Source organism: Sporichthya polymorpha DSM 43042 (genome assembly GCF_000384115.1).
GTDB classification, from domain to species: domain Bacteria; phylum Actinomycetota; class Actinomycetes; order Sporichthyales; family Sporichthyaceae; genus Sporichthya; species Sporichthya polymorpha.
In genome coordinates, this window is the sequence record NZ_KB913029.1 from 2971269 (window position 1) to 2992348 (window position 21080).

At 73.3% G+C, this 21080-nt stretch carries 19 protein-coding genes and 1 pseudogene; 17 read left to right on the top strand and 3 right to left on the bottom strand.

The features are described 5' to 3' along the window. The first annotated feature begins 45 nt into the window (after positions 1 to 45). The 4 genes and pseudogenes from glmM (at position 46) to SPOPO_RS0114580 (ending at position 5401) form a co-directional block, all read left to right on the top strand. Positions 46 to 1392: a phosphoglucosamine mutase gene (glmM, locus tag SPOPO_RS0114565; RefSeq protein ID WP_019875581.1), complete on the top strand. Its 1347-nt coding sequence runs from the start codon at positions 46 to 48 to the stop codon at positions 1390 to 1392. 153 nt (positions 1393 to 1545) lie between these two features. Beyond that, complete coding sequence (gene glmS / locus SPOPO_RS0114570) at positions 1546 to 3408, top strand: glutamine--fructose-6-phosphate transaminase (isomerizing) (RefSeq protein WP_019875582.1); 1863 nt, start codon at positions 1546 to 1548, stop codon at positions 3406 to 3408. A 41-nt stretch (positions 3409 to 3449) separates the two neighbouring features. Then, a pseudogene (locus SPOPO_RS29665) lies at positions 3450 to 3797 on the top strand (holo-ACP synthase); the annotation flags it as partial. A gap of 104 nt (positions 3798 to 3901) precedes the next feature. Beyond that, a complete protein-coding gene (locus SPOPO_RS0114580; protein WP_019875584.1) occupies positions 3902 to 5401 on the top strand; it encodes a bifunctional ADP-dependent NAD(P)H-hydrate dehydratase/NAD(P)H-hydrate epimerase in 1500 nt (499 codons plus the stop codon). 27 nt (positions 5402 to 5428) lie between these two features. On the opposite strand, the gene SPOPO_RS35900 is transcribed toward SPOPO_RS0114580, so the two are convergent. Beyond that, positions 5429 to 5563, bottom strand: a complete 135-nt coding sequence (locus tag SPOPO_RS35900; protein ID WP_019875585.1) for a hypothetical protein — start codon at positions 5561 to 5563, stop codon at positions 5429 to 5431. A 266-nt stretch (positions 5564 to 5829) separates the two neighbouring features. On the opposite strand from SPOPO_RS35900, the gene alr reads away from it, so the two are divergent. Genes alr through rimI form a run of 5 tightly spaced genes read left to right on the top strand, consistent with a single transcriptional unit; the run spans position 5830 to position 9773 of the window. Next, positions 5830 to 6984 carry an alanine racemase gene (gene alr, locus SPOPO_RS0114590; protein WP_019875587.1) on the top strand — a complete coding sequence of 385 codons (1155 nt, stop codon included), beginning with the start codon at positions 5830 to 5832 and terminating at the stop codon, positions 6982 to 6984. Next, entirely contained in the window at positions 6981 to 8123 is a 1143-nt protein-coding gene (locus SPOPO_RS29670; RefSeq protein ID WP_084671109.1) for an alpha/beta fold hydrolase, read from the top strand. Before alr ends, SPOPO_RS29670 begins: the two co-directional genes overlap by 4 nt. Next, positions 8120 to 8644: a tRNA (adenosine(37)-N6)-threonylcarbamoyltransferase complex ATPase subunit type 1 TsaE gene (gene tsaE / locus SPOPO_RS0114600; protein WP_019875590.1), complete on the top strand. Its 525-nt coding sequence runs from the start codon at positions 8120 to 8122 to the stop codon at positions 8642 to 8644. The genes SPOPO_RS29670 and tsaE overlap by 4 nt, the downstream gene beginning before the upstream one ends. 15 nt (positions 8645 to 8659) lie before the next feature. Then, positions 8660 to 9304, top strand: coding sequence for a tRNA (adenosine(37)-N6)-threonylcarbamoyltransferase complex dimerization subunit type 1 TsaB (gene tsaB / locus SPOPO_RS0114605; protein WP_019875591.1), 645 nt, complete (start codon positions 8660 to 8662; stop codon positions 9302 to 9304). Positions 9305 to 9311: 7 nt separating this feature from the next. Further along, entirely contained in the window at positions 9312 to 9773 is a 462-nt protein-coding gene (gene rimI / locus SPOPO_RS0114610; protein WP_019875593.1) for a ribosomal protein S18-alanine N-acetyltransferase, read from the top strand. Here the strand turns inward: rimI and SPOPO_RS0114615 are convergent. Then, positions 9736 to 10992 (bottom strand): THUMP-like domain-containing protein, encoded by a 1257-nt coding sequence (locus SPOPO_RS0114615; protein WP_028984792.1) that lies wholly within the window; start codon positions 10990 to 10992, stop codon positions 9736 to 9738. The genes rimI and SPOPO_RS0114615 overlap by 38 nt on opposite strands. Before the next feature lie 303 nt (positions 10993 to 11295). On the opposite strand from SPOPO_RS0114615, the gene groES reads away from it, so the two are divergent. The 7 genes from groES to SPOPO_RS0114650 all read left to right on the top strand — a co-directional run bounded on the left by groES (position 11296) and on the right by SPOPO_RS0114650 (position 18491). Further along, positions 11296 to 11589, top strand: coding sequence for a co-chaperone GroES (groES, locus tag SPOPO_RS0114620; protein ID WP_019875595.1), 294 nt, complete (start codon positions 11296 to 11298; stop codon positions 11587 to 11589). A 133-nt stretch (positions 11590 to 11722) separates the two neighbouring features. After that, on the top strand, positions 11723 to 13336 hold the full coding sequence (gene groL, locus SPOPO_RS0114625) for a chaperonin GroEL (protein ID WP_019875596.1): 1614 nt from the start codon (positions 11723 to 11725) through the stop codon (positions 13334 to 13336). 231 nt (positions 13337 to 13567) lie between these two features. After that, positions 13568 to 14179, top strand: a complete 612-nt coding sequence (locus SPOPO_RS0114630) for a response regulator transcription factor (RefSeq protein ID WP_019875597.1) — start codon at positions 13568 to 13570, stop codon at positions 14177 to 14179. 51 nt (positions 14180 to 14230) lie between these two features. Next, on the top strand, positions 14231 to 14827 hold the full coding sequence (shbA, locus tag SPOPO_RS29675) for an RNA polymerase sigma factor ShbA (protein WP_051098594.1): 597 nt from the start codon (positions 14231 to 14233) through the stop codon (positions 14825 to 14827). Beyond that, positions 14827 to 15750, top strand: coding sequence for a hypothetical protein (locus SPOPO_RS0114640; RefSeq protein ID WP_019875599.1), 924 nt, complete (start codon positions 14827 to 14829; stop codon positions 15748 to 15750). Before shbA ends, SPOPO_RS0114640 begins: the two co-directional genes overlap by 1 nt. Before the next feature lie 101 nt (positions 15751 to 15851). Beyond that, positions 15852 to 17378, top strand: a complete 1527-nt coding sequence (guaB, locus tag SPOPO_RS0114645; RefSeq protein WP_019875600.1) for an IMP dehydrogenase — start codon at positions 15852 to 15854, stop codon at positions 17376 to 17378. 3 nt (positions 17379 to 17381) lie between these two features. Continuing rightward, positions 17382 to 18491 carry a GuaB3 family IMP dehydrogenase-related protein gene (locus tag SPOPO_RS0114650; protein WP_019875601.1) on the top strand — a complete coding sequence of 370 codons (1110 nt, stop codon included), beginning with the start codon at positions 17382 to 17384 and terminating at the stop codon, positions 18489 to 18491. A 30-nt stretch (positions 18492 to 18521) separates the two neighbouring features. Here the strand turns inward: SPOPO_RS0114650 and SPOPO_RS0114655 are convergent, their stop codons facing one another. Beyond that, positions 18522 to 19286: an isocitrate lyase/PEP mutase family protein gene (locus tag SPOPO_RS0114655; protein ID WP_019875602.1), complete on the bottom strand. Its 765-nt coding sequence runs from the start codon at positions 19284 to 19286 to the stop codon at positions 18522 to 18524. Positions 19287 to 19368: 82 nt separating this feature from the next. Between SPOPO_RS0114655 and SPOPO_RS0114660 the strand changes: the two genes are divergently transcribed. After that, positions 19369 to 21075, top strand: coding sequence for a glycerol-3-phosphate dehydrogenase/oxidase (locus tag SPOPO_RS0114660; RefSeq protein WP_019875603.1), 1707 nt, complete (start codon positions 19369 to 19371; stop codon positions 21073 to 21075). The last annotated feature ends 5 nt before the right edge of the window (positions 21076 to 21080 follow it).

The window sequence follows — 21080 nt, forward strand, 5'->3', positions numbered from 1 at the left end:
TGGCCGGGTTCGGCACCAGGCACGCGCGCGATCAAGGGGTTCGACATGGGTCGGTTGTTCGGCACGGACGGCGTCCGCGGGGTCGCGAACGTCGACCTGACGGCGGAGCTGGCCCTCGACCTGTCCGCCGCGGCGGCCCGGGTGCTCTCGGCGCAGCGGACGGCGGGTGGGCGGCCCCTGGCGGTCGTCGGCCGTGACCCCCGCGCGTCGGGGGAGTTCTTGGAGGCCGCGGTCGTCGCCGGCCTCGCGAGCGCCGGGGCGGACGTCGTCCGGGTCGGCGTGCTGCCGACGCCCGGCGTCGCGCACCTGACCGCGGCGCTGGCGGCGGACCTCGGCGTCATGCTGTCCGCCTCGCACAACCCGGCGCCGGACAACGGCATCAAGTTCTTCGCGCGCGGTGGCCACAAGCTCCCCGACGCGACCGAGGACGAGATCGCCGCGCTGCTCGACGCCGACTGGACGCGGCCGACGGGCGGGGACGTCGGCCGGGTGCGTGACGAGGCGGACGCGCTGCGCCGCTACCTCGACTTCCTGCTGACCACCGCGCCGAACCGGCTCGACGGCATGACGGTCGTTCTCGACTGCGCGAACGGCGCGGCCTCCGAGGTCGCCCCGGCGCTGCTGCGCGCCGCCGGCGCCGAGGTCGTGACGCTGCACAGCGAGCCGGACGGCCTGAACATCAACGAGGCGTGCGGGTCGACCCACCCGGAGGACCTGCAGGCGGCGGTCGTCGCCCACGGCGCCGCGGCCGGGCTCGCCTTCGACGGCGACGCCGACCGGTGCCTGGCGGTCGATGCCGCGGGCAACCTCGTCGACGGCGACCAGATCCTCGCGATCCTGAGCCTGGCGATGAAGGAGGCGGGGCGCCTCGCCGACGACACCGTCGTCGTCACCGTCATGAGCAACCTCGGGTTCCGGCTGGCGATGTCCGACGCCGGGATCAAGGTCGTCGACACCGCCGTGGGGGACCGGTACGTCCTGGAGGCCATGCGCGCGGCCAACTTCACCCTCGGCGGCGAGCAGTCCGGCCACGTCGTGATGCTCGAGCACGCGACCACCGGCGACGGCGTCCTCACCGGGCTGCACCTGCTCGCCCGGGTCGCGGCCACCGGCCGGAGTCTCGCGGAGCTCGCCGCGGTGATGACCCGGCTCCCGCAGGTGCTCGTCAACGTGAAGGGCGTGAACCGGGGCGGGATCGCGGGCAGCACGGGGCTCGCCGAGGCCGTCGCGGCCGCGGAGGCCGAGCTCGGCACCAGCGGGCGCGTCCTGCTGCGCCCGAGCGGGACCGAGCCCGTCGTCCGCGTCATGGTCGAGGCCGCCTCCGCCGAGCAGGCGCAGAGCGTCGCGGACCGCCTCGCGGACGCGGTCCGGCTGCACCTGCCGCTGTCCTGACCTCAATCACTCCGACCGGTCCCCCGCCGGTCCCCCGGGCGGGCGGGACGAGTCGGGCATCCCGGACCCGAGGGGCCGCCGCGGACGGGTCGGGGACCCCGGCTGGAGTCGTTCGGCCCGTCCGGCGCGGCGTCTGCCTCTACGCTGATCATCATGTGCGGGATCGTGGGGTATGTCGGCGGCGAGACCGTCGGTCGGGATGCGCTCGACGTGGTGCTCGCCGGGCTCAAACGCCTGGAGTACCGGGGCTACGACTCGGCCGGCGTGGCCCTGGTCGCCAACGGTGAGCTGAGCGTCGCGCGCAAAGCGGGCAAGCTCGGCAATCTGGTCGGGTTGCTCGCGGAGGAGCCGCTGCCCGCGTCGCAGACCGCGATGGGTCACACCCGCTGGGCGACCCACGGCGGCCCGACGGACCGCAACGCCCACCCGCACCGCGACTGCACCGGCAGGGTCGCGGTGATCCACAACGGGATCATCGAGAACTTCGCCCAGCTCCGGGACGAGCTGGAGTCCGCCGGCTGCGAGCTCAGCTCGGACACCGACACCGAGACCGTCGCGCACCTGCTCTCGCAGGAGTTCGAGGGCGCGGGCCGCGACCTCGCCGAGGCGATGCGCCGCGTGTGCCAGCGTCTGGAGGGCGCGTTCACGCTCGTCGCCGTCCACGCGGACCTGCCGGACGTCGTCGTCGGCGCCCGCCGCAACTCCCCGCTCGTCGTCGGCCTGGGGGAAGGCGAGAACTTCCTCGCCTCCGACGTCGCCGCGTTCATCGCCTACACGCGTGAGGCGCTCGAGCTGGGCCAGGACCAGGTCGTCGAGCTGCGCCGCGAGGGCGTCTCCGTCACCAACTTCGACGGGACGCCGGCCGCCGTCCGTCAGTTCCACGTCGACTGGGACGCCGCCGCCGCCGAGAAGGGCGGCTACGACTACTTCATGCTCAAGGAGATCGCCGAGCAGCCGAAGGCGATCGCCGACACCCTGCTCGGCCGCGTCGGTCTCGACGGGCAGCTCGTCCTCGACGAGATGCGCCTGTCGGACGAGGAGCTCCGCGAGGTCGACAAGGTCGTCATCGTCTCCTGCGGGACGTCCTTCCACGCCGGCCTGATCGCCAAGTACGCGATCGAGCACTGGACGCGCATCCCCTGCGAGGTCGAGCTCGCGAGCGAGTTCCGCTACCGCGACCCGATCCTGTCCCGCTCGACGCTGGTCATCGCGATCTCGCAGTCCGGCGAGACCGCGGACACCCTGATGGCCGTGCGGCACGCCCGCGAGCAGCGCTCGCGCGTCCTCGCGATCTGCAACACCAACGGCTCGACGATCCCGCGCGAGTCCGACGCGGTCGTCTACACCCACGCCGGTCCGGAGATCGCCGTCGCCTCGACGAAGGCGTTCCTCGCGCAGATCGTCGCCTGCTACGTCGTCGGGCTCTACCTCGCGCAGGTCCGCGGTACGAAGTTCGGCGACGAGATCGCCACCGTCATGGACCAGATCAACGAGATGCCCGCCGCGGTCGAGAAGGTCCTCGAGACCATCGAGCCGGTGCGCGCCCTCGCCCGCACGCTCAAGGACAAGAAGTCCGTGCTGTTCCTCGGCCGCCACGTGGGGTACCCGGTGGCGCTCGAGGGAGCGCTCAAGCTCAAGGAGCTCGCGTACATGCACGCCGAGGGCTTCGCGGCCGGCGAGCTCAAGCACGGCCCGATCGCGCTGATCGAGGAGGGCGTGCCGGTGGTCGTCACCGTCCCGTCCCCGTCGGCGCGGCACCGCCTCCACGACAAGATCGTGTCCTCGATCCAGGAGGTCCGCGCGCGCGGCGCCCACACGATCGTCATCGCGGAGGAGGGCGACGAGGCCGTCGTCCCGTACGCGAACACCCTGATCCGGATCCCGCAGGTCCCGACGCTGCTGCAGCCGCTGGTCTCCACGGTCCCGCTGCAGGTCTTCGCCTGCGAGATGGCGACGGTCAAGGGCTACGACGTCGACCAGCCCCGCAACCTCGCGAAGTCGGTCACCGTCGAGTAGCCCGCGCCATCCCGCAGGAGCACGCCACTAGGGTTCGCGTTGTGATCGTGGGAGTCGGCATCGATGTCTGCGACATCGGCCGGTTCGCGACCGCGATGGCGCGGACGCCGGGGCTCGGGCCCCGGCTGTTCACCCCGGCCGAGCTGACGCGGGGGACCGCGTCCCTCGCGGCCCGGTTCGCCGCCAAGGAGGCGATCGCGAAGGCCCTCGGCGCCCCGAGCGGGCTCCTGTGGCACGACGCGGAGATCCTGTCCGACCGCAGCGGCCGGCCGACGCTGACGGTCCGCGGGACGGTCGCCGAGCGGGCACGGCTGCTCGGGGTCTCCGCCTGGCACATCTCGCTGTCCCACGACGCCGGGGTCGCCTCGGCGATGGTGGTCGCCGAGGGGTGGGGGACCCCGCCGATCGGCGCCGCCGCCTCCAGCGGGCTCGGGCCGCCGTTCGCGCCGCCCGCGGCCACCCCCGAGCACCAACCCCCGTCCCAGGAGTAGTCATGCGGACCGCGCACTCCGTCGCCGACGTCCGGGCCGCCGAGGCGGCCCTGATCGCCGAGCTGCGCAGGACCGGGCAGGGCGGGGACGTCCTGATGAACCGGGCCGCGACCGGCCTTGCCACCGCGTGCGCGGGCCTGCTGGGGCGGGTCTACGCCTCCCGCGTCGTCCTGCTGGTCGGCAGCGGCGACAACGGCGGGGACGCCCTCTACGCCGGCGCCCAGCTCGCCCGCCGGGGCGCGCGCGTCGACGCGCTGCTGCTTCACCCGGACCGCGCCCATGCCCGCGGGCTCGCGGCGTTCCGTGGCGCGGGCGGGCGGGTGGCTCCCGACGCGGCCGTGCTCGACCACGCCGACCTCGTCCTCGACGGGATCGTCGGCATCGGCGGGTCCGGCGGTCTGCGGCCGGGCGCGGCCGAGCTGGTTTCCCGGGCCGAGCTCGGCGGCGGGCTGATCGTGGCCGTCGACCTGCCCAGCGGCGTCGACGCGGACACCGGCGAGGTCCCCGGCGTCGCGGTGCACGCCGACGTCACCGTCACGTTCGGGACCTGGAAGCCCGGGCTGCTGATCGAACCGGGCGCGAGCCACGCCGGGGCGACGACGCTCGTCGACATCGGCCTCGGCGACCACCTGCCGGACCCGGCCGCCTGCGCGCTGCAGGACGCCGACGTCCTCGTGCCGTTCGGCTGGCTGCTCCCCACCGCCGACAAGTACCGCCGCGGTGTCGTCGGCGTCGTGGCGGGCTCGAAGACCTATCCGGGCGCCGCGGTGCTCGCGGTCGGCGGCGCCCTGCGGGCCGGCGCGGGCATGGTGCGGTTCGCCGGGCCGGGTCGCGTGGCCGACGCCGTCCGGGCGGCCTGGCCGGAGGCGGTCGTGACCGAGGGCCTGGCGAGCGACGCCGGCCGCGTCCAGGCGTGGGTCGTGGGACCCGGACTGGGCACCGGCGCGAAGGCGCGCCGCCGCCTCGACGCCGTCCTGGGCAGCGACGTCCCCGTGCTCGTCGACGCCGACGGCCTGACGCTGCTCGCCGAAGCCGGCGGCCTGGAGCGATCGGCTCCGACGCTGCTGACGCCGCACGCGGGCGAGCTCGGGCGCCTGCTGACGGCCGAGGGCGTCGCGGTCGAGGGGCCGGCGGTCGAGGCCGCCCGGCTGGCGCACGCCCGGCGCGCGGCCGAGCAGTACGGGGCGACGGTCCTGCTCAAGGGCTCGACGACCGTCGTCGTCCCGCCGGACGGTCCGGTCCGGGTCAACCCGACCGGCACCCCGCGGCTGGCGACCGCCGGGAGCGGTGACGTGCTGGCCGGCCTGGCCGGCACCTTGCTCGCGGCCGGACGGGATCCGGCCGACGCGGCGGCGACGGCCGCCTACCTGCACGGACTGGCGGCCCGCCTCGCGGCGGAGCCGGACGAGGCGGAGGCCGAGATCTCGGCCCCAGGCCCGGTCACGGCGACGGACATCGCGGCGGCCCTGCCGGCCGCCTGGCGGCACGTGGCCGGGGCCTGAACGACCCCGGCGGTGCCCGGAAGCGTTCTAGTACGGGAGCTTGCGCCCGGACGGGCTGCGGAGATCGAGCGAGCTCGGGTCGCGGCGCGACTGCTGGGCGCTGGTCCCCTTGCCCTTCTTGGCCAGGGTCTTGCGCTCGATGCGGATCTGGTTCTGCGCCATGGCCGAACCCCCTCCCCAAGGGGGCGGACGGTTACCGTCCGCTCTGTGCACCATGAGACGACATGACCTGGGTCACGGTTGCTCGGCGTTCGGATGATTTGGACATCCTTCAAACGGACGAGGGCCTCCCGTGACAGAAACGTGATGTGTTCTCGCGTTTCTGTCCGGGGATGCGGCCCGGTGTCCCGTTCGTCCCCGGCGCGTTTGTCCGGTGCGTACGCCCGGTGCGCGGCACCCGGCGTGTCGCGGTGCAAGGATGGGGAGCGATGAGCGATTCCAGCCCGCCCCTGGGGAACGCGCAGGCGCGCGTCGACCTGGCCGCCGTGCGCTCGAACGTCGTCGCGCTCCGTGGTCACGCGGGCGCGGCCGAGGTCATGGTCGTGGTCAAGGCTGACGGCTACGGCCACGGCATGGTCCCCGTCGCCCGGGCGGCGATCGCCGGCGGCGCGACCTGGCTCGGGGCGGCGGTGCTGGAGGAGGCCGTCGGTCTGCGGGCGGCCGGGATCGGCCCCGACGACGCCCGGGTGCTGTGCTGGCTGATCGCGCCGGGCGCTGACCTGGCGCCCGCGGTTGCCGCCGACGTCGACCTGTCCGCGAACGCGGTCTGGGCCGTCGAGCAGGTCGCCGCCGCCGCCGAGGCCGCGGGGCGCACGGCCCGACTCCACCTGAAGATCGACAGCGGCCTCGGCCGCGGGGGCGCCACGGCGGCCGACTGGGACGACGTCGTCGGCGCCGCCCTCAAGGAGCAGGCGGCCGGCCGTGTGCAGGTCGTCGGCATCTGGTCCCACCTCGCGTGCGCCGACGAGCCCGGGCACCCGAGCATCGCGGCTCAGGTCGAGGCGTTCACCGCGGCCGTCGCCGCGGCCGAGCGGGCGGGCGTCCGGCCGGAGGTGCGCCACCTCGCGAACTCCGCCGGTGTCGTGAACGTGCCCGAGGCCCACTTCGACCTGGTCCGCCCCGGCATCGCGGCCTACGGGTTCTCACCGATCCCGGAACTCGGCGACTCCGCGCACTACGGCCTCCGGCCGGCGATGACGCTCGCCGCGCGCCTGCTGCTCACCAAGGCGGTCCCGGCGGGCCAGGGCGTCTCCTACGGCCACACCTACGTCACCGACCGGCCGACCCGACTCGGCATCGTGCCGATCGGCTACGCCGACGGCATCCCGCGGACGGCGAGCAGCCGTGGCCCGATGCTGGTCGGCGGACGGCGCGTCACGATCGCCGGTCGCGTCTGCATGGACCAGGTCGTGCTCGACCTCGGGGACCTCGACGTGACCGCCGGCGACGAGGTGCTCGTGTTCGGCCCCGGCGACGGCGGTGAACCCACGGTGCAGGAATGGGCCGACACGATCGGCACCATCACCTACGAGGTCGTCACCGGCATCGGGGCGCGAATTCCGCGGGTGTACACCGGCGCATGAGTTCGGCCGAACCGTTCGGAGTCACCGAAGCAGCAGCTGACGCGGGGTCAGGTGCCTTGCGCTGGGCGGTCAGTGCGGGTCTGATGGCCGGCGGCGCTCTCGCCACGGCCGGGGCCCGGCGCTACGCCCGGGCGCGCGCCGCCGCCCGCCCGGACCCGTTGCGCAAGGAGCCGTTCGGCGCGCTGCACACCGACCCGATTCTCGTGACCGCGAACGACGGGGTCGAACTCGTCGTCGAGGTCGAGGAGCCGGACGGCGCTCCCGTCGGCGCCCCGACGATCGTCTTCCTCCCTGGCTTCTGCCTGCCGATGGACTGCTGGCACTTCCAACGTCGCGACCTGCGCGACCTGGGCCGGCTGGTCTTCTACGACCAGCGCGCGCACGGCCGGTCCGGGCGCGGGGCTCCCGAGCACGCCACGATCGAGCAACTTGCCGACGACCTCCACGCGGTCCTGCAGGCTGTGGCCCCGCAGGGTCCTGTGGTCCTCGTCGGGCACTCGCTCGGCGGGATGGTCGTCATGGGCTACGCCGACGCTCACCCGAAGCTCTTCGGTGACCGGATCGTCGGCGTCGCGCTGCTCACCACCTCGCCGGGCCGGCTCGCGGAGATGACCCTCGGCCTGCCCGCCGCGCTCGTGCAGCGGATGTGGCCGGTCGCGCCGACCGTCGTCAACCGCGTCGCCACCCACCCGCTCGCCGTGCGCCGCGGGATGAAGGCCGACCGCGGGATCGGGCTGATGATCACGCGCCGGCTGTCGTTCGGGCGCGCCGACGTCCCCACGTCGCTGGTGCGGTTCGCCGGTCGGCTGCTGTCGTCCACGCCGCTGGACGTCTTCGCCGAGTTCTTCGCCGAGTTCGACCGGCACGACAAGGAGGCCGCGCTCCCGGTGCTGCAGACGTGCCCCACGCTGATCGTCGCGGCCGAGCGGGACATGCTCACGCCCGCGGACCACAGCCGGGCCATGGCACGGATCCTCCCGGAGGCGGAGCTGCTGGTGCTGCCGCACTCCGGTCACCTCGTCCAGCTCGAGGATCCCGAGGAGGTCAACGCCGCGCTGCGCCGGTTGCTGGAGCGCGTGCGCCTGACCGCCGCCCCGACGGGCAAGCGGCGCAAGCCTGCGTCAGGATCGTCGTCATGACCTCCCCCTTGGTGCTGGAGATCCCGACCGCCGCCGACATGCAGGCGCTCGGCGCGCGGCTGGCGTCCGTGCTGCGCGCGGGGGATCTCCTCGTTCTCACCGGCGACCTCGGCGCGGGCAAGACGACGCTGACGCAGGGCCTCGGTGCCGCGCTCGGTGTCCGGGGTCGGGTGGCGTCGCCGACGTTCGTCATCTCCCGGGTGCACCCGGCCGACGGGGCCGGCCCCGCGCTCGTCCACGTCGACACGTACCGGATGGCCGACGCCCTCGAAGTCGCGGACCTCGACCTGGAGTACTCGCTGGCGGACTCGGTCACGGTCGTCGAGTGGGGTGCGGGGCTGGTCGAGGACCTCTCCGCCGACCGGCTGGAGATCGTGCTCACGCGGCAGGCCGAGCCGCCGCCCGGGGCGGACCCTGACGACCCGAGCGCCGCAATCCGCACGGTGACCGTCACCGCGGTGGGCGACCGGTGGGCCGGGACCGACCTCGCGGCGGCGCTGTGCGTGCCCTCCGGAGCCTGACCTACGCTTGCGCGCGTGCTGCTGCTGGCTCTGGACACCTCGACCCCCGCGGTCTCGGTCGCGCTCTGGCGGGACGGGGAGACCCTCGCGGCGGAATCCGTCGTCGACGCCCGGCGGCACAACGAGCTGCTCGCCGTCCACGTCGAGGCCGTCCTGACCCGGGCTGGTGTGAAGCCCCGTCAGCTCGACGGGGTCGCTGCGGGCGTCGGCCCCGGGCCGTACACGGGGCTACGCGTCGGTCTGATGACGGCCCGCGCCCTCTCGCACGCGCTCGGCGTCCCGGCGTACGGGATCTGCTCGCTCGACGTCCTCGCCCGTGCGGCCGCCCGCATCGTCGACGGCGAGTTCGTCGTCGCCACGGACGCCCGGCGCAAGGAGGTCTACTGGGCCGGCTACGCCGACGGGCAGCGGGTCTCCGGCCCGGCGGTCGACAAGCCGGGTGAGGTGCCCTACTCCGGCCCGGTGGTGGGCGAGGGCGGCGTGCTCTACCCGGAGGCGTTCCCCGGCGCGCGCCCGCCGCTGTACCCCGACCCGGCCGACCTGGCCGCGATCGTCGCCGAGCACCTCGCCGCCGGTCGCGAGACGCTCCCGCTGGAGCCGCTGTACCTGCGCAAGCCGGACGCCGTCGAACCCGGGGCCCGCAAGCGCGTCGGGGGCTGAGGTCCCCGTGGCGGACCTGGGGCCGATCCGCTGGTGGGACGTGGAGACGCTCACCGCGATCGAGGCCGACCTGTTCGGGGTCGACGCCTGGTCGGCGGAGACGTTCTGGGGTGAGCTCGCCGGCATCCCCGAGACCCGTTGGTACCGGGCGGCGGTGGAGGGCGAGGAGATCGTCGGCTACGTCGGGTTGGCCGCGATCGACGGCACCGGTGACGTCCAGACCGTGGCAGTCCGCCGGGACCAGCAGGGCAGCGGACTCGGAGCCCTCCTGCTCGACGCTCTGCTGGCGGAGGCTCAGAACCGCGGCTGCTCCGAGGTCCTGCTCGAGGTGCGCGCCGACAACCCGGCCGCGATCCGGTTGTACTCCAAGCGCGCCTTCGAGCGCATCGCCGAACGGCCGCGCTACTACGCCGACGGCGTCGCGGCGCTGATCATGCGCCGGGTGCTGGATCCGATAGCGGCGGACTGACCGGGCGCACCAGCAGGGCGATCCGGCCCCTGCCGTGCCGGGTGACCACCACGGTCGCCTCGGCGGAGCCGCGCGCGCCCCGCAGCAGGTCGCGGCGCAACTGCTCGGGCAGGACGTCCACCCCGCGCTTCTTCACGACCACGACACCCACCCCGCGCTCGCGCAGCACCGCGCGCAGCCGGGACACCGAGAACGGCAGGACGTCGGTGACCTCGTACGCGGTCGCGAACGGCGTGGGCACGTGGGTGTCCGCGGTGACGTAGGCGATCGTCGGGTCCAGCAGCCGGCCGTCGACCGCCTCGACGACGGCGCCGACCAGGTGGGCGCGGATCACCGCCCCGTCGGGTTCGTACAGGAACCGACCGGGGTCGCCGACCGGCGGTGGCTCCTCCTCGCTGTCGGGCCCGGCCGCGCTCAGCGTCTGCCCTCCCGGCAGGAGCGTCGCGCGCCGCCGCGCGCCGTCGGCCAGGCCGGCCGCGAGGCCCGGGGAGTACAGCGCGGCCTCCTTCACCTCGCCGCGCAGGGACACCCACTCGATCGCGACGCCCGGCTCGGGCAGGTTGTGGGGGATGCCGGGGGCCACCTTCGCCACCGTCGCCGGCCGCCGCAGCAGCTCCCGCACGAACGACCACGGTGGCGAGTACGCGTCCGGATCGAACACGCGGCCCCGCGCCGCGCGCCGGGCCGGATCCACGAACACCGCCGCGCCCCCGAGGTCGACCTCCCGGACGTCTCCCACCACGACCCCGGCAGTGGAGATGTCATCTCCAGTGCCGGGGGAGCCGAGGGTGAGGTTGGCCGCCGCCACCGCGGCGGTGAGGGTGTCGGCGTCGACGGCGGTGACGGTCAGCCCGGCGGCGCGCAGAGCGAGCGAGTCGGTCCCGATCCCGCAGCAGAGGTCGAACACCGGCGCCCCGGGGCCGAGCGCGGCGGCGACGCGGGCCGCACGGTGTGCGGCGACGACCGGGTGGGTGGCCTGCTCCAGCCCGGCGGGGGTGAACCACATCCGCGCCGCGGCCGGCCCGAACTTCGCGACGGCCCGCTCGCGCAGCCGCGCCTGGGTCAGCGCCGCCGCGACGAACTCGGCCGGATGCTCCCGCCGCAGCCGGGTCCCGAGCCGCAGCGCCGCGGCGTCGTCGAGCGGCCCCGCCCCCGCCAGCTCCGCGAGCACCGTCGCCCCGTCCGAGCCCTGCAGCGCCCGGAACACCGCTAGGTCCACAGAACCTCCGTCGTCCGCGAGGGGGTGCGGGGGGCGAAGCCCCCCGCCAGCCTTTCGCGCCTGGGCGAGCAGCCGCGATGCTTTTCGGGGGGCCGTCGGGGGGCGAAGCCCCCCGACTGTTGGCACTCAAGTTGACTGAGTGCTAACGCTTGCATAGGGTCTGCGTTGGCACTCTCCCCTGGAGTCTGCCAACACACTCGCACCCCGGCCTGACCCCCGCGACGGCAGTCCGGAACGCGTCCACTGGACACCCATTCGCATTCAGGTGACCCCACGTTCGTAAGAAGGGGAAGGTCAGCAGGAATGACCACCAAGATCACTCCGCTCGAGGACCGCGTCGTCGTCAAGCCGCTCGAGGCTGAGACCACGACCGCTTCGGGTCTCGTCATCCCGGACACCGCCAAGGAGAAGCCCCAGGAGGGCGAGGTCATCGCGGTCGGCCCGGGTCGTTTCGAGGAGGGCCAGCGCCTTCCGCTCGATGTCGCGGTCGGCGACGTCGTGCTCTACAGCAAGTACGGCGGCACCGAGGTCAAGTACGGCGGCGAGGAGTACCTGATCCTCTCCGCGCGCGACCTGCTCGCGAAGATCAGCAAGTAGTCGCAGCAAGCAGTCCGCCGAACACCCGTCCGCCCCGGTCGGCCCGTCACACCGGGCCCCGGGGCGGTCGTGTCGGACGGTCGGTCCGTTCGATCACCAGAGCCAGACGTAGTCAGAGGGGACAGTCCCGGCGATGCCGAAGATCCTGCAGTACGACGAGGCCGCACGCCGCAGCCTCGAACGGGGCGTTGACGCCCTCGCCAACGCCGTCAAGGTGACGCTCGGCCCGAAGGGCCGCAACGTCGTCATCGACAAGAAGTTCGGCGCTCCGACGATCACCAACGACGGCGTCACCGTCGCGCGTGAGGTCGAGCTCGACGACCCGTGGGAGAACCTCGGCGCGCAGCTCGCCAAGGAGGTCGCCACCAAGACCAACGACGTGGCCGGCGACGGCACGACCACGGCGACCGTGCTCGCGCAGGCGATGGTGCACGAGGGCCTGCGCACGGTCGCGGCCGGCGTGAACCCGATGAGCCTGAAGAAGGGCATCGACGCGGCGACGAAGGCGCTCTCGGAGCGTCTGCTCGAGAACTCGCGCAGCGTCGACACCCGCGACGACATGGCCAACGTGGCCACGATCTCCGCGCAGGACCGCAGCGTCGGTGACCTGATCGCCGACGCGTTCGACAAGGTCGGCAAGGACGGTGTCATCACCGTCGAGGAGTCGAACACGATGGGCGTGGACCTCGAGTTCACCGAGGGCATGCAGTTCGACAAGGGCTACCTGTCGCCGTACTTCGTCACCGACGCGGAGCGCATGGAGACCGTCCTCGAGGACGCTTACATCCTGCTGAACTCCGGCAAGATCTCCTCGATCGCGGACCTGCTCCCGATCCTCGAGAAGGTCGCGCAGGCCGGTAAGCCGCTGGTGATCGTGGCCGAGGACGTCGAGGGCGAGGCCCTGTCGACGCTCGTCGTCAACAAGATCCGCGGCACGTTCACCTCGGTCGCCGTCAAGGCCCCCGGTTTCGGTGACCGCCGCAAGGCGATGCTCGAGGACATCGCGGTGCTCACCGGCGCCGAGGTCGTCAGCCCCGAGCTCGGGCTCAAGCTGGACCAGGTCGGCCTCGAGGTGCTCGGCCAGGCCCGCCGCGTCGTGGTGACCAAGGAGGACACCACGATCGTCGAGGGTCAGGGCAACCAGGACGACATCGCCGCCCGGGTCTCGCAGATCCGTGCGGAGATCGAGAACACCGACTCCGACTGGGACCGCGAGAAGCTCCAGGAGCGCCTCGCGAAGCTCGCCGGCGGCGTCTGCGTCGTCAAGGTCGGCGCGGCCACCGAGGTCGAGCTCAAGGAGCGCAAGCACCGCATCGAGGACGCCGTCTCCGCGACGCGCGCCGCGATCGAGGAGGGCATCATCTCCGGCGGTGGCGCGGCCCTGGTGACCGCATCCACGGTGCTCGACGACAACCTCGGCCTGACCGGTGACGAGGCCACCGGCGTCCAGGTGGTCCGCCGCGCGGTCGACGAGCCGCTGCGCTGGATCGCCGAGAACGCCGGCTTCGAGGGCTACGTCGTCGTCGCCAAGGTCCGGGAGTCCGGCAAGGGCTTCAACGCCGCCACCGGCGAGTACGGCGACCTGGTCGCGCAGGGCGTCATCGACCCGGTCAAGGTCACCCGCTCCGCGGTCCAGAACGCCGCCTCGATCGCCAGCATGCTGCTGACGACCGAGACCCTCGTCGCGGAGAAGCCGGCCGAGGAGGCCCCCGACGCCGGTGGCCACGGCCACGGTCACGGCCACTGATCGACGCACCGTCAGGCACCACCCACGCACCAGCCACGACCCGGTCCCCGCACGGGGGCCGGGTCGCCTGCGTTAAGTCCGGACTCTCCCGATTCCAGACGCGAGTTTGTCCGGATTCACCCGGAGTTGTCCCGATCCTCGATGGCGGAGCGCGAAACACCCCTTAACCGGAATGGCGCAATAGCCCGTGTCCCGGGGGAAGCGGGCGATACGTTCCGCCGAGGAGGTGCCATGTCGACGGTCCTGGTGTGTGACGGTTCCCCGCTGATCCGCGAGCAGCTGCGGCGCGCGGTGAACGGGGTTCAGGGTGTGGAGAAGGTGGTCATGGCGGCCACCGAGGACGAGGCGATCGAGCACGTCCGGGCGCAGCCGCCGGACCTCGTCCTCGTGGACGCGGCGCTGACACAGCGCGGGGGAGCGGGTGCGGTGCGCCGGATCCGCGCGGCCGATCCCTCCGCGCGCGTGCTGCTGCTGACGCGGCCCGAGGACCCGGACGCCACGGTCGTCGCGGCGGTGGCCGCGGGGGCCCGCGGCTATCTGCGGAAGGACGCCACGCGGGCCGAGGTGCGGGTCGCGGTCGGCCAGGCATTGACCGAGCCGCACAGCAACGGCAGCGGGACGGACAGCGACGGTGATCACAGTCCGCCACCGGCGTTGACGGAACGTGAGCTGGAGGTCCTCGCCGGGATGTGCGAGGGGCAGTCCAACGCGGAGATCGGCCGCGGACTTTATTTGTCCGAGGACACCGTGAAGACGCACGCCAGAAGGCTTTTCCGCAAGCTCGGGGCCGCGGATCGGGCCCACGCTGTGGCCATCGCGCTGCGCCGAGGGCTCGTGAGGTAGCAAAATGGTCACATGGCGGTCGCCGGCGTAACGCCGTCCGATCCGGATCCGATGGGAAGTCGGACGGATCGGATCGATCTGCGCGACCTGGCAGCGGCCGCCATTGCGGGAGACCGCGGCGCCATGGACGCGCTGCTCGCGACGATCCGCCCGATGGTGCTCCGGTACTGCAGGGGACGACTCGGTCGCCTGCCCGGCGCCGAGTACGCCGCGGACGACGCGGCACAGGAGGCTTGCATCGCCGTGCTGACCGCACTGCCGCGCTACCGGGACGAGGGCCGCCCGTTCGAGGCCTTCGTCTTCGGCATCGCCGCACGCAAGGTCGCCGACGTCCAGCGGGCCGCGATGCGTGCCGCCACCCCCACGGCCGACGTTCCCGAGCGCACCGACACCGCGCTCGGGCCCGAGGAGGCGGCGCTGGCGGCCGCCGACGCCGCCCACGCCCGCGACCTGCTCTCGCGCCTGCCCGAGAACCTCCAGGAACTGCTCGTGCTGCGCGTCGCGGTGGGACTCTCCGCCGAGGAGACCGGCCGTGCGCTCGGGATGACGCCCGGCGCCGTCCGGGTCGCTCAGCACCGCGCCCTCAACCGACTGCGCGCCCTGGCGGCCGAGGAAGCCGCCAACGCCGCTGAGGAGGCCACGGCCTGATGTCCGAGGAACTGAAGTTCGCGGCTCTGCACGCCGACGACCTGTTGCTCGACGCCCTGGGTGCCCGGCAGCGCGTCGACACTGCGGACGACCCCATCGCGGGGCTTCTCGCGGCCTACGTCAGCGAGATCGACGCCCGCCCCGGCCCGCTCACGACTCTGCTCGAGGAGACCCCGGCGTACGCCGAGGAGATCTTCGCCGCCGGACCTGCCCTCGTGCCGGCGCCCCCGATCGCCGAGCCGCTCGTCCTGCCGCGCCGGAGTGCGGGCCGCGCGAGGTTCCTCGTCGCTCACCGGGCGGCCGCGGTCGTCACCGTCGGTTCGCTCGTCCTCGGGCTCGGCGGGGTGTCCGCCGCGGTCACCGGCGACGGTGGCCCGCTGGAGAACATCCGCCGTGTCGTCGGCTCGGTGACCGAGCAGGTCACGCCGCAGCGCTCGGACTCCGAGCGGATCTCGCGCATGCTCACCGACGCCGACAAGGCGCTGGCCGACCACGACCTGCGCGAGGCCCGTGAGCTGTTGGAGAAGGCCCGGACGGGCATCGAGGGCGCCGGGGACCCGCAGAAGTTCTCGTCGCTGCGCGCCAACCTGATCGAGCTGCGCGACCGCTGGCACCAGGCATTTTCCGACGAGTCCGACGAGGCCGTCGCGGCGCCGGAGTCCGAGGGCGGCGACCGCGTCGACGTCGTTCCGGGCGAGGGCATGTTCACGCCGGACAAGAAGCCGAGCGAGGTCCTCGATCCGCGGGTGAACCCGACCGACAAGCTGCCGACGTCCCCGAAGGACGACCTGAAGCAGGCCAAGGACAAGGTCGCCGACCGCGCCGAGCAGAAGCTCGAGCCGCTGCCGGACCTCCCGATCGAGGAGATGCGCGCGCCGACGTGGGCGCCGATCCTCGACGAGATCCTCGGCGGGGACAAGTAAGTAGCCCGTAAGGCAGGGCACACCGCGCGCGGCCGGGCGGACAAATCCGCGCGGGTAGCATGAAGGGCACTCCCCGCTGCGAGTGAGAAGGTGCCCACCACGTGACCTCCCCCTCGGACCCCTCGACGCAGTACCCGGCCAAGTTCGCGCGCTTGGGCCTCACCTTCGACGACGTCCTGCTCCTGCCCGGTGCCTCCGACGTCCTGCCGAACGACGTCGACACCACCAGTCGGCTCTCGCGGCGGATCTCGCTCAAGGTGCCGCTGATCTCCTCGGCGATGGACACCGTCACCGAGGCGCGCATGGCGATCGCGATGGCCCGTCAGGGCGGCGTCGGCGTGCTGCACCGCAACCTCTCGATCAGCGATCAGGCCGAGCAGGTCGACGTCGTGAAGCGCTCCGAGGCCGGCATGGTCGCGCAGCCGATCACGATCAGCCCGGACGCCACGATCGGTGACGTCGACGTGCTGTGCGGCCGGTACCGCATCTCCGGCGTCCCCGTCGTCGACGGGGACGGCGTGCTGCTCGGCATCGTGACCAACCGCGACATCCGGTTCGAGAGCGACTCCTCGCGCATCGTCCGCGATGTGATGACGAAGGCCCCGCTGATCACGGCCCCAGTCGGGACCGATCGGCAGGAGGCGTTCGCGCTGCTGCGCGAGCACAAGATCGAGAAGCTCCCGCTGATCGACGACTCCGGTCGCCTCAAGGGCCTGATCACCGTCAAGGACTTCGCGAAGACCGAGAAGTACCCGCACGCCACGAAGGACGCCTCCGGCCGCCTCGTCGTCGGGGCCGCGGTGGGTGTCGGTGAGGACTCGTACAAGCGCGCGATGGCGCTCGTCGAGGCCGGCGTCGACCTCCTCGTCGTGGACTCGGCGCACGGGCACTCCCGCGCGGTCCTGGAGATGGTCGCCCGGCTGCGCCGCGAGCTCGACGCGAACGGCACGGAGATCGACGTCGTCGGCGGCAACGTCGCCACCCGCGAGGGTGCGCAGGCGCTCATCGACGCCGGTGCGGACGGCATCAAGGTCGGCATCGGCCCGGGTTCGATCTGCACGACCCGCGTCGTCGCCGGCATCGGCGTCCCGCAGGTGACCGCGATCTACGAGGCCTCGCTCGCCGCCCGGCCGGCGGGCGTGCCGCTGATCGGCGACGGTGGCCTCCAGTACTCCGGCGACATCGCCAAGGCGATGGTGGCCGGCGCCGACACCGTGATGCTCGGGAGCCTGCTCGCGGGTGTCGAGGAGAGCCCCGGCGAGCTGCTGTTCATCAACGGCAAGCAGTACAAGTCCTACCGCGGCATGGGGTCGCTCGGCGCCATGCAGACGCGCGGCGCGACTCGGTCCTACTCGAAGGACCGGTACTTCCAGGACGACGTGCACTCCGACGACAAGCTCGTCCCCGAGGGCGTCGAGGGCCAGGTGCCCTACCGCGGCCCGCTCGAGGCCGTCGTGCACCAGCTCGCCGGTGGCCTGCGGACGTCGATGGGGTACGTCGGTGCGCGTACGGTGTCCGAGCTGCACGAGCGCGGGACGTTCGTGCGGATCACCTCCGCCGGTCTGAAGGAAAGCCACGCCCACGACGTGCAGATGACCGTCGAGGCTCCCAACTACCACTCACGGTGACCTGTGACTGAGATTGAGATCGGCCGCGGGAAGCGCGGCCGGGTGGCCTACGGCCTGGACCAGGTCGCGATCGTGCCGAGCCGGCGTACCCGTGATCCGGAAGAGGTCTCGGTCGCCTGGCAGATCGACGCGTACCACTTCGACCTGCCGATCATGGTCGCGCCGATGGACTCGGTGGTCTCCCCGGAGACCGCGATCGGGATCGGCAACCTCGGCGGCCTCGCCGTGCTCGACCTCGAAGGTCTGTGGACGCGGTACGACGACCCGGCCGCGCTGCTGGCCGAGATCGTCTCGCTGCCCGACCACGCGGCGACCGCGCGGTTGCAGCAGATCTACGCGGAGCCGATCAAGGAGGAGCTGATCGGCGCCCGCATCAAGACGATGCGCGACGCGGGCATCACTACCGCGGCCGCGCTCTCGCCGCAACGCACCGCGCAGTACTGGCGCGCGGTCGTCGACGCCGGGGTCGACCTGTTCGTCATCCGCGGCACGACGGTCTCGGCCGAGCACGTCTCGCACCGGGCCGAGCCGCTGAACCTCAAGCAGTTCATCTACGAGCTCGACGTGCCCGTCATCGTCGGTGGCTGCGCGACCTACCAGGCCGCGCTGCACCTGATGCGGACCGGCGCCGCCGGTGTGCTCGTCGGCTTCGGGGGCGGGTCCGCGCACACGACCGCGGAGGTGCTCGGCATCTCGGTGCCGATGGCGTCCGCGATCGCCGACGTCGCCGCCGCCCGCCGCGACTACCTCGACGAGTCCGGCGGCCGCTACGTCCACGTCATCGCGGACGGCGGCATGACGAGCTCGGGCGAGATCACCAAGGCGCTCGCGCTCGGCGCGGACGCGGTGATGATCGGCTCTCCGCTCGCCCGCGCCGTCGAGGCCCCGGGGCAGGGCTGGCACTGGGGCGCCGAGGCCCACCACGCCGCTCTCCCGCGCGGCACCCGCATGCACGTCGGCACCATCGGGACCTTCGAGGAGATCCTCCAGGGCCCCGCCCGTCAGCCCGACGGTTCGATGAACCTCGTCGGCGCTCTCCGCCGCGCCATGGCCACCACCGGCTACTCCGAGCTCAAGGAGTTTCAGCGCGTCGAGGTCGTCGTCACTTCCTGACGACGGGTCAGGTCCGCGTCGGTCTCGGCATCAGTTCGGCAAGCGGCCGAGGCGGAGCTCCCCGAGCTGCTCGCGGAGCCAGAGCCGCTGGGCCCGCCACAGGCCGGTACCGAGGGAGATCCGGGCCGCGCCGGCGGCGCGGGCGGCGTCCGGCGGGAACGTCATGGGGTGCGCGAGCAGGTTCACCGGGGCGCCGACGGCGCTGACGAACTGCGCCGCCAGGTCGGCGGACCGGACGAGGATCGGGTACACGCAGTCCGCGCCGGCGTCGAGGTAGGCCGCCGCGCGGTCGAGCGCCTCGTCGAGGAACTCGGCCTGGTCCGCACCGGGGTCCGGGAAGCTCGCGACGAAGACGTCGATTCGGGCGTTGAGCACGAGCGCCCGGCCGGCGGTCCGGCGGACGGCGCGCAGGAACGCCGCCTGCTCGGTGATCGGGCGCAGCGTGCCGGTCTTGTGGTCGGTGTCCTCGAGGTTGCACCCGGCGGCGCCGAGGGTGAGCAGGCGGTCGGCGAGGACGTCCGGCTCCAGCCCGTACCCGGCCTCGGCGTCCACGGTGACCGGGACGTCGACCGCGGCCGTGATCCGGCCGGCGGCGTCGAGCATGGCGTCGGCGGGGGCCGCCTCGTGGTCGGAGCACCCGAGGGCGGCCGCGACGGCCCCGGAGCTCGTCGCGACCGCGGGGTAGCCCGCCTCGACGACCAGTCGGGCCGTGTCCGCGTCCCAGGCGTTCGGGAGCAGGAGCGGGTCGCCGGGACGGTGCAGCGCGCGCAGCGTCCGGGCGTGCTCGGGGGTCATGGGCGTCCACGCTAGATCCTTCGGCTGGGAACGTCGGAGTGCTCCTCCGCGGTGGCGGCCGTCCACCGCCTACGCTGAGCGGGTGGGGACTCCGACTTTCGGGCCGGCCGAGCGCGCGGCGGCCTGCTCGGCGCTGGCCGGACGGGAACTGGACCTGCTCGTCGTCGGGGCCGGCATCGTCGGCGCGGGGACGGCGCTGGACGCGGTCACGCGCGGGCTCGACGTCGGGCTCGTCGACGTGCGCGACTTCGGTGCCGGGACGTCGAGCCGTTCGAGCAAGCTGATCCACGGCGGGCTGCGCTACCTGGAGATGCTCGACTTCCGCCTGGTGCGCGAGGCGCTGCTGGAGCGGTCGCTGCTGCTCACCGAGATCGCGCCGCACCTCGTGCGCCCGGTGCCGTTCCTGTACCCGCTGACGAAGCACTGGGAGCGGCCGTACGTCGGCGCGGGCATCGCGTTGTACGACACGCTGGCGGCCGTCGCCCCGGGGGAGACCGGCGTCCCGCGGCACCGTCACCTGACGCGGCGTCAGGCTCTGCGCGCGGCTCCGTCACTGCGGTCCGACGCGCTGGTCGGTGCCATCCAGTACTGGGACGCCCAGGTCGACGACGCCCGGTACGTCGTGAACCTCGTCCGGACCGCGGCCGCCTACGGCGCGCACTGCGCGTCACGGGTGCGGGTCGTCGGCTTCCTGCGCGAGGGGGAGCGGGTCGTCGGGGCCCGGGTGCGCGACACCGAGTCCGGGTTGGAGTGGAAGGTCCGCGCCAAGCAGGTCGTCAACGCCACCGGGGTCTGGACCGACGAGACCCAGGCGATGGTCGGAGAGCGCGGGCAGTTCCACGTCCGCGCGTCCAAGGGCGTTCACCTCGTGGTGCCGCGGGACCGCATCCACTCCTCGACCGGGATCATCGCCCGCACCGCGAACAGCGTCCTGTTCATCATTCCGTGGAAGCGGCACTGGATCATCGGGACGACCGACACCGACTGGGCCCTCGACAAGGCCCACCCGGCCGCCAGTCGCGGCGACATCGACTACCTGCTCGCCGAGGCCAACAAGTGGCTGACGACGCCCTTGCAGCGCGCCGACGTCCAGGGTGTCTACGCCGGGCTGCGGCCGCTGCTGTCGGGGGAGTCGGAGAACACCTCCGCGCTGTCGCGGGAGCACGTCGTCGCGCACCCGGTGCCGGGCCTGGTCGTCGTCGCCGGCGGCAAGTACACGACCTACCGGGTGATGGCCCGCGACGCCGTCGACGCCGCGGTGCACGCCCTCGACGAGCGCGTGCCGCCGTCGTGCACCGAGCGGATCCCGCTGCTCGGGGCCGCGGGCTACCAGGCGGCGTGGAACTCCCGCGAGCGCATCGCGACCGCGGCGGGCCTGCACGTGGCCCGCGTCGAGCACCTGCTGCGCCGCTACGGCTCCGACGTTCTGTCGGTCCTCGCGCTCGCCGACGCCGATCCGTCGCTGGCTGAACCGATCGGCGGTGCCGACGAGCACCTGCGCGCCGAGGTCGTCCACGCCGTCCGCTACGAGGGGGCGCGTCACCTCGACGACGTCCTCACCCGGCGGACGCGGATCTCCGTCGAGACCTTCGACCGCGGCCTGAGCGCCGCCGAGGAGTGTGCCGCCCTGATGGCGCCGGACCTCGGTTGGACCCCGGAACAGACCGCGGTCGAGGTCGCGTACTACGCCGCTCGGGTGGCCGCCGAGCGCGAGTCCCAGGACCAACCCGACGATCACACCGCCGACGCCGCCCGCATGGGTGCCCCGGACATCGTCCCGGTGCGCTGACCCCG

Excerpts from the sequence above, each read along its gene's own strand:
- SPOPO_RS35900 (WP_019875585.1), bottom strand. The coding sequence starts at position 5,563 with ATGGCGCAGAACCAGATCCGCATCGAGCGCAAGACCCTGGCCAAGAAG.
- SPOPO_RS0114655 (WP_019875602.1), bottom strand. The coding sequence starts at position 19,286 with ATGACCCCCGAGCACGCCCGGACGCTGCGCGCGCTGCACCGTCCCGGC.
- groES (WP_019875595.1), top strand. The coding sequence starts at position 11,296 with ATGACCACCAAGATCACTCCGCTCGAGGACCGCGTCGTCGTCAAGCCG.
- SPOPO_RS29670 (WP_084671109.1), top strand. The coding sequence starts at position 6,981 with ATGAGTTCGGCCGAACCGTTCGGAGTCACCGAAGCAGCAGCTGACGCG.
- shbA (WP_051098594.1), top strand. The coding sequence starts at position 14,231 with ATGGGAAGTCGGACGGATCGGATCGATCTGCGCGACCTGGCAGCGGCC.
- SPOPO_RS0114640 (WP_019875599.1), top strand. The coding sequence starts at position 14,827 with ATGTCCGAGGAACTGAAGTTCGCGGCTCTGCACGCCGACGACCTGTTG.
- SPOPO_RS0114630 (WP_019875597.1), top strand. The coding sequence starts at position 13,568 with ATGTCGACGGTCCTGGTGTGTGACGGTTCCCCGCTGATCCGCGAGCAG.
- alr (WP_019875587.1), top strand. The coding sequence starts at position 5,830 with ATGAGCGATTCCAGCCCGCCCCTGGGGAACGCGCAGGCGCGCGTCGAC.
- glmM (WP_019875581.1), top strand. The coding sequence starts at position 46 with ATGGGTCGGTTGTTCGGCACGGACGGCGTCCGCGGGGTCGCGAACGTC.
- glmS (WP_019875582.1), top strand. The coding sequence starts at position 1,546 with ATGTGCGGGATCGTGGGGTATGTCGGCGGCGAGACCGTCGGTCGGGAT.
- SPOPO_RS0114580 (WP_019875584.1), top strand. The coding sequence starts at position 3,902 with ATGCGGACCGCGCACTCCGTCGCCGACGTCCGGGCCGCCGAGGCGGCC.
- groL (WP_019875596.1), top strand. The coding sequence starts at position 11,723 with ATGCCGAAGATCCTGCAGTACGACGAGGCCGCACGCCGCAGCCTCGAA.
- tsaE (WP_019875590.1), top strand. The coding sequence starts at position 8,120 with ATGACCTCCCCCTTGGTGCTGGAGATCCCGACCGCCGCCGACATGCAG.